A 10,538-nucleotide genomic window follows, 5' to 3' on the forward strand; every position below is an offset into this window, starting at 1 on the left:
ATGGCCGCGACGGGCGATAACCTACTGCTCGAACGCCTGCTTGCCGGCGAGCAACTGGCATTCAAGGAACTCGTCAGCACCTACCAGAGCGCCATGCGCGCGGTGGCTTATGCCATCGTCGGCCCGGGTCATGTCGAGGAAGTGGTGCAGGACGCCTGGCTGTCAGTGGTGCGCCACATCGGCCGCTTCGAAGGCCGTTCAAGCCTCAAGACCTGGCTGCTCACCATCACCGCCAATGCCGCGAAAAGTCGCTACAAGCTCAATCGCCGCGAAGTCCTGATCGATGATCTGCCGTCACCCCATGGCAGCATTGGCGACGAGCGATTCTCGCCGAACGACGGTCATTGGCTGATCGCACCGTTTGCGTGGCATCAGGACACCCCCGAAGCATTGCTCACCGAAAATGAATTGCGCGAATGTCTGGAACACACGCTGCTCAGTTTGTCGCAGCTGCAAAGCAGCGTCTTGCTGCTGCGCGAGCGTCAGGGGCTGGAACTGGAGGAAATCTGTAATCTTCTGGGAATCTCGCTCTCCAATGCCCGGATGTTGCTGCATCGTGCGCGATTGAAAGTGTTCGCCACGGTGGAGCATTTTGAGGAGACCGGTGAATGCTGACCTGTAAAGAGCAAGTGGCGCGCTCCAGCGATTATCTCGACGGCCAGTTGAGCTTGCGCGAACGCTTGTTGATGCGCCATCACTTGATGTGTTGCCCCAATTGCCGGCGTTTTATCCGCCAGATGCGCGTGCTGCAGGCCACGCTCAAGGCCATGCCGGAAAAACCGGATGAGAATGTCGATGCGCTGGCCGAACGCTTGGCCGAACAACGCCGCAAAGACCGGCTCCTGTAGGAGCTGTGGGAGCCGTAGGAACTGTATGACCTGTAGGAGCTGACGAGTGAAACGAGGCTGCGATCTTTTGCTCTTGTCATTCAACAGCAAGATCAAAAGATCGCAGCCTCGTTTCACTCGTCAGCTCCTACAGGTTCCAGCGGCAAGCTTCAAGCTGCAAGTAAGGGCGCTCGCTCCTAGCTTGTAGCTTGTAGCTTGTAGCTCACCGCTGCCGTTCTAAAACTTGGCTTCCGCATCCAGCTGCAGGGTGTTGCTGTCTGCGTCACGCTGGGTACGGCTGGCGAAGTCCGCTTTGGTCAGGAAGTACGTGGCGCCGACGGCGAAGTTCTTGTCGATGTCGTAACCGACCTTGAACTTGTGCCCGCGGGAACCGGTGGTGCCGTTGGCGAAGTCGGAGTCGGTGAATGCGCCGACCACGGCATTGCGCTGCACGTCGCGATAGTTGTAGTCGAGGTTGAAGCCGAAGACTTTCGACTTGGCACCGAGCAGCCACGCGGTGTCCTGATCGGTCACGGCATCGTTGTTCTTCACGTATTGGCCGTAAAACGACAGCGGCATTGGCAGTCCGCCAATGTCGATCTGGCTGAACCCTTCATACAGACGGAATTCGTTGTTGGCCGAGTTGCCGTTGACCGCCAACGCGCACGGCGTCGAGGTGCCGGTGCAGCGGCTGTCTTCGTCGTTCTGGTAGGCATAGACGCTGCCACCCAGAGTCATTTTCAGGTTGTCGGTGATGTTGAAACGGCTGCCCAACTGGCCCGCAGTCAGGCGCAGATCGTGACGGAATTGCACGCCATCACCGTCGACGTTGTCCTTGAGGTTGTAGTTACCCAGGCTGCCGAACAGTTCGGCGCTGCTGCCCAGCGGGTATTTATAAGTGAGAGCCAGACCTTCCGGGTTGATGTCGCTATCCCAGATCACGTCGCCCATGCTTACCCACGGTTGCAGCATCTTGCCGCCGATCACGTGCAGGTTCTTGATCTGGTCGGGGTGGTAGTCGATGTAGCCGAGGTCGAGCCAGATCTGCTTCTTGTCGAAGTAGTTGTCCTGATCCTGGTTGGTCGAGCGGGCATCGTCGCCGCCGCCGGTGGCGATGCGGATGCCGGTGTCGACTTGCGGGTTGATCTCGGTGTAAGCGCCCAGACGGGCACGGATGCGCTGACGATCCTTGTCACGGCCGCCGTTGTTCGGCTCGCCATCGATCTTGATGGTTTCCTGACGGATACGCACGTCACCCTTGAACTGAGTCTTGGCCGCCCAGGCCAGTTTCTGATCGAACACGCTTTGTTCGTTGGTCTTCTTCGCGACCGCAGCCACTTGTTCGTTGGTTTCCTGCTGCGCCTGTTGGGCGATTTGCTGAGCCTTCTGATCCTTGGCCAGTTCTGTTTGCAGCTCGATGTACTGCGCCTGGGAAATCGACCCGTTGGCCTTGAGCATGTCGAGCAGTTTGGCGTCGACTGCAGCACTGGCCGGAACGCTCATGGCCAGCAACAAGCCGCCGCACAGGGCCGCTGCAGTTTTCGTGGAAGCAAGACGCATAGCAATCTCCGAAGATGAGAGAGGATGGCTGATCCATCCTGGGCACAACCGACGGTTGAACGTCGGAAAACAGTGTCCGGGTTAGAACCCGGCGCTCTAAAAACAGGCGCCAGTATCGCGATGGTTTATGACAGAGCAGTGGCACGGTGATGGCAGGTTGATGACGATGCGTATCGAGCGTGAACTATCGATCTAGAGCGCTGTCGGCCGATTGAGCGTGTGCAACGGGGTCGCGATCAGCGATACTCACCAGGCTTTCTCGCCATGTTGTGGAGTGCCAGTGGATGCCGTTGCAACGCCTGCAAAACCTGTCAGAAATCGCCCCGGCAATGTGGGATGCGCTGGTGCCGGACAACCAGCCGTTCCTGCGTCACGCCTTTCTCAGTGCGCTGGAAGACAGCGGCAGCGTCGGTCCGCATTCAGGCTGGCAGCCTGAGCATTTACTGCACATCGAAAATGATCGACTGATCGCTGCGCTGCCCAGCTATCGCAAATGGCATTCCTATGGTGAATACGTATTCGATCATGGCTGGGCGGACGCCTGCGCTCGTGCGGGTATCGATTACTACCCGAAGCTGCTGACGGCCGTGCCGTTCAGCCCGGTCAGCGGCCCGCGCTTGCTGGCGGCAAACGTGGAGGACGGTTTCGAACTGCTGAAAAGCCTGCCGGGCTATCTGGAGATCGAAGAGCTCTCCAGCGCGCACATCAATTTCACCGACCCGTTTACCGACGCGGCGATGGCCGAGCAGCCCGGCTGGTTGCAGCGCATCGGTTGCCAGTATCACTGGCAGAACCGTGAGTACCGCGACTTTCAGGATTTCCTCGACGCCCTCAGCTCACGCAAGCGCAAGCAAATGCGCAAGGAGCGCGAGCAAGTGGCGGGGCAGGGCTTCGAATTCGAATGGCTGGAAGGGCGCGAACTCAGCCAGGCGCAGTGGGATTTCGTCTACGCCTGCTACGCCAACACCTACGCGGTGCGCCGGCAGGCGCCATACCTGACCCGCGAATTCTTCAGCCTGCTGGCCGAACGCATGCCGGAGTCGATCCGCGTGGTATTGGCCAAGCAGGGCGCGCGGCCAGTGGCGATGGCCTTCAGTCTGGTCGGTGGCGACAGTTTTTATGGACGTTATTGGGGCTGCTTGGCCGAGTTCGATCGGCTGCATTTCGAGACGTGTTTTTATCAGGGCATGGATTATGCGATTGCCCAAGGGATCCAACGGTTCGATGCCGGGGCTCAGGGCGAGCACAAATTGATTCGCGGGTTTGAACCGGTCATTACCCATTCCTGGCACTACCTGCGCCATCCCGGCCTTAAAGCAGCGGTGAAGGATTTCCTTCAGCAAGAGCGCGCCGGCGTTTTGGCCTATGCCGAAGAAGCCCGCACCGCATTGCCCTATCGCCAGACATAAAGCAAAAGATCGCAGCCTTCGGCAGCTCCTACAGGAGCCGGTGTAGGAGCTGCCGAAGGCTGCGATCTTTTGATCTTGGGGGCATCAATCGATGCCGACAAAGCCCCCGGTCTGATGCGCCCACAACCGCGCATACAGGCCTCGGTGCGCCAGCAGTTCAGCATGGGTGCCGCTCTCGGCGATCTTGCCGTTCTCCAGCACGACCAGCCGATCCATGCGCGCGATGGTCGAGAGGCGGTGGGCGATGGCGATCACGGTTTTACCCTGCATCAGGGTTTCCAGGCTTTCCTGAATCGCCGCTTCGACCTCCGAGTCCAGCGCCGAGGTGGCTTCGTCCATGATCAGAATCGGCGCATCCTTCAACAGTACCCGGGCAATCGCAATGCGCTGGCGTTGACCGCCCGACAGTTTCACTCCGCGCTCACCGACATGTGCATCAAAACCGCTGCGGCCTTCCGCGTCGGACAGCAGCGGAATGAACTCATCGGCGCGGGCCTTGTGCACGGCGTCCCATAGCTCGGCGTCAGTCGCATCCGGTTTGCCGTAGAGCAAGTTGTCACGGATCGAGCGGTGCAGCAGCGAGGTGTCCTGAGTGATCATGCCGATTCTCGCGCGCAGGCTTTCCTGGCCGACTTCGGCGATGTTCTGCCCGTCGATCATGATCTGCCCACCCTCGACGTCATAGAGGCGCAGCAACAGGTTGACCAACGTCGATTTGCCTGCGCCGGACGGCCCGATCAAGCCGATTTTTTCACCCGGTTTGATGGTCAGGTTGAGGTCGCCGATGATGCCGCGCTTCTTGCCGTAGTGAAAATCCACGTGCTCGAAACGCACTTCGCCATGGGCCACTTGCAGCGGTTTGGCCTGCTCGCGGTCGGTGACGCTGACCGGTTGCGAAATGGTGCGCAGACCGTCCTGGACCATGCCGATGTTCTCGAAGATGCCCGTGACCACCCACATGATCCAGCCGGACATGTTGACGATGCGGATCACCAGACCGGTCGCCAACGCGATCGCGCCAACGGTGATCAGCGACTGCGTCCACAACCACAGCGCCAGCGCGGTAGTGCCGACGATCAGCAAGCCGTTCATGGCGGTAATCGCCACGTCCATGCTGGTCACCACGCGGCCGGCCATCTGCGCTTTGACGGTCTGTTCTTCGATGGCTTCCTTGGCGTAATGCTGTTCGAAATTGGTGTGGGCGAACAGCTTCAGCGTGGCGATGTTGGTGTAGCCATCGACGATTCGCCCCATCAGTTTTGAACGCGCGTCGGAGGCTTCCACCGAGCGCTCTTTCACCCGTGGCACGAAATAATAGAGCGCGCCGATGTAGGCGACGATCCACATCAGCAGCGGGATCATCAAGCGCCAGTCCGCCTCGGCGAACAACACCAGCGAACTGATCGCATAGATCACCACATGCCACAGCGCATCGACCGCTTGCACCGCCGAGTCACGCAGCGAGTTGCCGGTCTGCATGATGCGCTGGGCGATGCGCCCGGCGAAGTCGTTCTGGAAGAAATTCAGACTCTGCTTGAGCACGTAGCTGTGGTTCTGCCAGCGAATCATGCTGGTCATGCCGGGGCTCAGCGTCTGATGCACCAGCAAGTCGTGCAGGCCGAAGAAGATCGGTCGCAACACCAGCGCGACCACCAGCATCCACGTCAGTTCGAGGGCGTGGTCGCTGAAGAAATTCGGGTTGGGGGTACCTTGCGCCAGATCGATGATGCGGCTCAGGTAACTGAACAGCGCCACTTCGATGAGCGCGGCGAACAGGCCGACCACCAGCAGGGCGGCGAAACTCGGCCAGACTTGCTTCAGGTAATAGGTATAGAAGGGCCAGACGCGATCTGGAGGAGACGCCGTCGGGGCGTCGCGGAATATGTCGATCAGTTGTTCGAAACGGCGATAGAGCATCAGATAACCGCCCGGAATACGGGCTCTCCTTTTATCAGTGTGAGCGGCGCGGGGTCAGCCCGGCGCCGCTCGATATGCCCTGGAGTACTCAGTCGATGCGCTTGGCCGACTTGATGATCACAGGGTCGACAGGCACGTTTTGCATGCCTTGTTTGGTGGCGGTCTGCGAGTTGACGATGACGTCGACCACGTCCATGCCCTTGACCACTTTGGCGAACACCGCGTAACCGGCGTCACGGCCCGGATCGAGGAAGGCGTTGTCGGCAACGTTGATGAAGAACTGGCTGGTGGCCGAATCCGGATTGGAAGTGCGCGCCATCGACAGGGTGCCGCGAACGTTGTGCAGGCCATTGCTGGCTTCGTTCTTGATCGGCGCCTTGGTTTCTTTTTGCTGCATCTGCTGGGTGAAACCACCGCCCTGGGCCATGAAGCCGGGGATCACGCGGTGAAAAATGGTGTTGGTGTAAAAGCCGCTGTCGACATATTCAAGAAAGTTCTTGGTACTGATCGGCGCCTTGACCGGGTCCAGTTCGATTTCAATCTGACCGTTGGTGGTATCGAGCAGCACGTGCGGCGCTTTGGCCGGTGTGGCAGCCATCAGGTTGGCGGCGAACAGTACGGTGCCGGCGGCGAGGACGAGTTTTTTCAGCATGGGTCAGTGATCCTGAGTTTTGGATTCGGCTGCTGCGAGAAACTCCAGCAGCGTTTGGTTGAAACGCTCGGGTTGATCGAGCGGCGTGGCGTGGCGCGAGTCGGTGATCACCACCAAACGCGCATCGGCCAGCAGTTTTACATAGGTTTCTTTCAGTGCAACCGGCGTGTAATCGCGGTCGGCGGTGACGATGAGGGTTGGACAGGTCACTCGCGAAAGTCGTTCCTGAACGCCCCAGCCCACAATCGCATCGAAGCTGGCGAGATAAGCACGTTTGTCGTTTTTTGCCCAGCGTTCGGACATTTTCTGCCGCAAATCAGCCTGGTCCGGTTTCGGGAAAAGTTTGCTGCCGAGGGTTTTGCCGATGGTTTCCAGGCTGAGCAGACGCATCAGGCTCCAGCGTTTGAACCACTGCCAGTAATCGTCGCGCGTGTGCAGTTTGACTTGCGGCGCGCTGTTGACGATGGTCAAGGTCTTGAGCGCTTGCGGCTGATCGACGGCGAGTTGAAAACCGATCATCCCGCCCATCGACAGTCCGACGTAGTGCACCGGGCCGAGGCGCAGGTGTTCGATCAAGGCGAACAGATCGGCGCTGAAGCCGGCGATGCTGTAGCGCTCGCGGGGTTTGTCCGAGCGCCCGTGGCCGCGAATGTCCGGGACGATCACCCGGTACTGCGCGGCGAGTGCCGGGATCTGCATTTCCCAGTCCAGCGTGCTTGAACCGAGCCCGTGAACCAGCAGCAACGGCGTACCGTGGCCATATTCCTCATAGTGCAGGTTGCAACCTTCATGCTCGAAATACGCCATCGGTGAACTCCATGTCAGGCTTGTTCAGGTGCGGCGAACGGTGCGTCCAGCGGCAAGGTGTCGAAAGTGCGCAGCAGTTCGATGAGGATTTGCGTCGCCGGGCCCAGGGGTTTCTCCTTGTTCGAATACAGATAGAAGCTGGAGTTGCGGCTGCCGCCCCGATCCAACGGTAGCAGCTTGAGCGAGCCATCCTTGAGTTCCCGGTCGATCATGTGCCGGGGCAGCCAGGCGAAGCCCAGGCCGCTGCTGACGAACGTAGCGGCCGTGGCGAGGCTGCCGACGGTCCAGCGCTGTTCGGCGCCGAGCCAGCCGACATCGCGTGGCTGTTGGCGGCCGGAGTCGCGGATCACCACTTGCATCTGGGTTTCCAGATCCTGGAAGCTCAATTCGCGATTAAGCCGATGCAGCGGATGGTCCGGGTGGGCGACGGCGACGAACTCGACATCGCTCAGTTCCGCGCCCAGATACCCCGGAATGCTCAGGCCGGTGATGGCCAGATCGGCGACGCCTTCGAGCAGCACTTCTTCGACGCCCGACAGCACTTCCTCGCGCAGCCGCACCCGGCAGCCGCGACTCTGCGGCATGAACGCGGTCAGTGCGCGGACGATCCGTGCGCTCGGGTACGCCGCATCGACCACCAGCCGCACTTCAGCTTCCCAGCCCTGCTCCATGTGATGGGCGAGGTCTTCCAGTTGACTGGCCTGTTTCACCAGTTGCCGCGACCGGCGCAGCAAGACGCCGCCGGCCTCGGTGAGCACGGCTTTGCGCCCGTCGATGCGCAGCAACGGCACGCCGAGCTGATCTTGCATACGGGCGACGGTGTAGCTCACCGACGACTGCGAACGGTGCAAGGCCTCGGCGGCCTGGGCGAATCCGCCGTGGTCGACCACGGCCTGTAATGTTCGCCATTGATCCAGGGTCACGCGGGGCGCTTTCATCAATAGCTCCTCTTGTCCTAAGCTGGCCGTCCCTCATGGAGACTGCCGAATGAAAAAATTCTGTTGTGTGCTGCTGGCGTTGCTGCCGCTGACCGCGTTTGCCTATCCGATCGATGTGCAGAAGGATCTCAATGGCATGAAGATCGATTATGAAACCTTCGACACCGATAACGACATCGGCTCGATTCGGGTGGCCAACTACGGCGATGTCGACGCAACCTGCAAAGCGGTATTCAGCAATGGCCCGGAAGCGCCACGCACGCGCACCATCGACGTCCCGGCGGGCAAACATAAAAACGCCACCGCCAAATTCACCCGCGAGATCATCAAGCTGCGGATCAAACTGACCTGCGCCCCGAAATAACGCTATTTCCCTGTGGGAGCGAGCCTGCTCGCGAAGGCGGTGTGTCAGTAAACACATTCCTTGACTGACACACCGCCTTCGCGAGCAGGCTCGCTCCCACGAGGTGCATCTAAACGAATTATTCGATGCTTTGCAGCAATTATTTGCGCTTTTTCATCGACTCGACTCTGTTTAACCTTCACTCCATCGACCTACAACATATTCGGATGGAGGCTACACACCATGTCCCGCGTTCTGATCATCGAAAGCAGCGCCCGCCAGCAAGACTCGGTTTCCCGTCAACTGACCCAGACCTTCATCGCTCAGTGGAAAGCCGCGCACCCTGCCGATCAGATCACCGTGCGTGACCTCGCCGTGAACCCGGTTCCGCATCTGGACAGCAACCTGTTGGGCGGCTGGATGAAGCCTGCCGAACAGCGCAACGAAATCGAACAAGCTTCGCTGGACCGCTCCAACCAGTTGACCGATGAACTCATCGCCGCCGATGTGCTGGTGATGGCTGCACCGATGTACAACTTCGCCATCCCAAGCACGCTCAAGGCCTGGCTCGACCACGTGCTGCGTGCAGGCGTGACCTTCAAGTACACCGAAACCGGTCCACAAGGTTTGCTCAGCGGCAAGCGTGCATTTGTGTTGACCGCACGCGGCGGTGTGTATGCCGGTGGTCCGGCGGATCACCAGGAACCGTACCTGCGTCAGGTGATGGGTTTCATCGGCATCAACGATGTGACCTTTATCCACGCTGAAGGCATGAACCTGGGCGGTGACTTCCAGGAGAAGGGGCTGAATCAGGCCAACGCCAAATTGTCCCAGGTCGCTTGATCGGTTAATCGCCAGATAATCGCTGGATGGTCTAGTGACCTGGCGCAACCCCTTCAAGGTTCCACGCGCATCGAACCTCCCTTTGCACTTTTTGCTCCTGAGTGCTGTAGCCCGATTGAACGCTTTAGCGAGATCGGGCTTTTTTTTGTCTGCGATTTGAAAGCAGACACAGCCCCGTGTAGGAGCTGCCGAAGGCTGCGATCTTTTGGTTTTAAAAAACAAGATCAAAAGATCGCAGCCTGCGGCAGCTCCTACATGGGGATTTGTGTTGGTTCCAGAAAGTAAAAACCGCTATCGTCGCCGCCATTCGATTTCCGAGGCGAGCATGGGCTATCTACTTTTTGTGACGCTGATCCAGGCGTTTTCCTTCAGTCTGATCGGCGAGTACCTGGCCGGGCATGTCGACAGTTACTTCGCGGTGCTGGTGCGCGTGGTACTGGCCGGGCTGGTGTTTATTCCGTTGACGCGCTGGCGTTCGGTCGAGCCGGCGTTCATGCGTGGCATGTTGCTGATCGGCGCGCTGCAGTTTGGTGTGACTTACGTGTGCCTGTACCTGAGCTTCCGCGTGCTGACGGTGCCGGAGGTGTTGCTGTTCACGATTCTTACGCCTTTGCACGTGACGTTGATCGAAGACGCGCTGAACCGTCGCTTCAATCCTTGGGCCCTAATCGCCGCACTGGTGGCAGTCGGCGGGGCCGCGGTGATTCGTTTCGACAGCATCAGCCCTGACTTCTTGATGGGCTTTTTGCTGTTGCAACTGGCCAACTTCACCTACGCCGCAGGTCAGGTGATGTATAAACATCTGGTGGCGAAGCACCCGAGCGATCTGCCGCATTACCGGCGTTTCGGCTTCTTCTACCTCGGTGCGCTGGCGGTGGTGCTGCCCGCATTCCTGATGTTCGGCAAAGCCAACTTCTTGCCCGAGGCACCGTTGCAATGGGGCGTGTTGCTGTTCCTCGGCCTGGTCTCCACTGCATTGGGCCTGTATTGGTGGAACCAGGGCGCATGCATGGTCAATGGCGGCACGCTGGCGGTGATGAACAACCTGCACGTACCGGTGGGGTTGTTGCTGAACCTGCTGATCTGGAATCAGCATGAGGAACTGGGGAGATTGTTCCTTGGTGGCAGCGTCATCCTCGCGGCTGTGTGGATCAGCCGGCTGGGCATCCGCAAATCCACCGTCAACGCCTAACCCCCTGGGGGGCCCTGCTGGCGATAGCGCAGTGTCGGTCATATCAATTT

The 10,538-nt window shown here is 59.4% G+C and carries 11 protein-coding genes; 6 read left to right on the forward strand and 5 right to left on the reverse strand.

The features are described 5' to 3' along the window. Both EL257_RS07125 and EL257_RS07130 read left to right on the forward strand, forming a co-directional pair. Positions 1 to 615, forward strand: a complete 615-nt coding sequence (locus EL257_RS07125; protein ID WP_126361069.1) for an RNA polymerase sigma factor — start codon at positions 1 to 3, stop codon at positions 613 to 615. After that, positions 609 to 848 carry an anti-sigma factor family protein gene (locus tag EL257_RS07130; RefSeq protein ID WP_126361071.1) on the forward strand — a complete coding sequence of 80 codons (240 nt, stop codon included), beginning with the start codon at positions 609 to 611 and terminating at the stop codon, positions 846 to 848. Before EL257_RS07125 ends, EL257_RS07130 begins: the two co-directional genes overlap by 7 nt. A gap of 216 nt (positions 849 to 1,064) precedes the next feature. Here the strand turns inward: EL257_RS07130 and EL257_RS07135 are convergent, their stop codons facing one another. Beyond that, positions 1,065 to 2,387, reverse strand: a complete 1,323-nt coding sequence (locus tag EL257_RS07135) for a putative porin (RefSeq protein ID WP_126361073.1) — start codon at positions 2,385 to 2,387, stop codon at positions 1,065 to 1,067. 284 nt (positions 2,388 to 2,671) lie between these two features. Here EL257_RS07135 and EL257_RS07140 point away from each other — a divergent pair, with 284 nt between their 5' ends. Further along, complete coding sequence (locus tag EL257_RS07140; RefSeq protein ID WP_126361074.1) at positions 2,672 to 3,796, forward strand: GNAT family N-acetyltransferase; 1,125 nt, start codon at positions 2,672 to 2,674, stop codon at positions 3,794 to 3,796. A gap of 84 nt (positions 3,797 to 3,880) precedes the next feature. Here EL257_RS07140 and EL257_RS07145 read toward each other — a convergent pair whose 3' ends face one another. The 4 genes from EL257_RS07145 to EL257_RS07160 form a co-directional block, all read right to left on the reverse strand. Then, complete coding sequence (locus EL257_RS07145; RefSeq protein WP_126361077.1) at positions 3,881 to 5,713, reverse strand: ABC transporter ATP-binding protein; 1,833 nt, start codon at positions 5,711 to 5,713, stop codon at positions 3,881 to 3,883. Between the two features lie 88 nt (positions 5,714 to 5,801). Beyond that, on the reverse strand, positions 5,802 to 6,365 hold the full coding sequence (locus EL257_RS07150; RefSeq protein WP_126361079.1) for a peptidylprolyl isomerase: 564 nt from the start codon (positions 6,363 to 6,365) through the stop codon (positions 5,802 to 5,804). Positions 6,366 to 6,368: 3 nt separating this feature from the next. Further along, positions 6,369 to 7,172, reverse strand: coding sequence for an alpha/beta fold hydrolase (locus EL257_RS07155; RefSeq protein WP_126361081.1), 804 nt, complete (start codon positions 7,170 to 7,172; stop codon positions 6,369 to 6,371). A gap of 14 nt (positions 7,173 to 7,186) precedes the next feature. Beyond that, positions 7,187 to 8,110: a LysR family transcriptional regulator gene (locus tag EL257_RS07160; protein WP_126361083.1), complete on the reverse strand. Its 924-nt coding sequence runs from the start codon at positions 8,108 to 8,110 to the stop codon at positions 7,187 to 7,189. 49 nt (positions 8,111 to 8,159) lie between these two features. Between EL257_RS07160 and EL257_RS07165 the strand changes: the two genes are divergently transcribed. The 3 genes from EL257_RS07165 to EL257_RS07175 all read left to right on the forward strand — a co-directional run bounded on the left by EL257_RS07165 (position 8,160) and on the right by EL257_RS07175 (position 10,488). Beyond that, positions 8,160 to 8,474: a 3-phosphoglycerate kinase gene (locus tag EL257_RS07165; protein WP_126361085.1), complete on the forward strand. Its 315-nt coding sequence runs from the start codon at positions 8,160 to 8,162 to the stop codon at positions 8,472 to 8,474. A 222-nt stretch (positions 8,475 to 8,696) separates the two neighbouring features. Next, positions 8,697 to 9,296, forward strand: a complete 600-nt coding sequence (locus EL257_RS07170) for an FMN-dependent NADH-azoreductase (RefSeq protein ID WP_126361087.1) — start codon at positions 8,697 to 8,699, stop codon at positions 9,294 to 9,296. Positions 9,297 to 9,621: 325 nt separating this feature from the next. Next, positions 9,622 to 10,488, forward strand: a complete 867-nt coding sequence (locus EL257_RS07175) for a carboxylate/amino acid/amine transporter (RefSeq protein ID WP_126361089.1) — start codon at positions 9,622 to 9,624, stop codon at positions 10,486 to 10,488. Positions 10,489 to 10,538 lie beyond the last annotated feature (50 nt).

It is taken from the genome of Pseudomonas fluorescens, from assembly GCF_900636825.1.
In the GTDB taxonomy this organism is placed as follows: Bacteria; Pseudomonadota; Gammaproteobacteria; order Pseudomonadales; family Pseudomonadaceae; genus Aquipseudomonas; species Aquipseudomonas fluorescens_BG.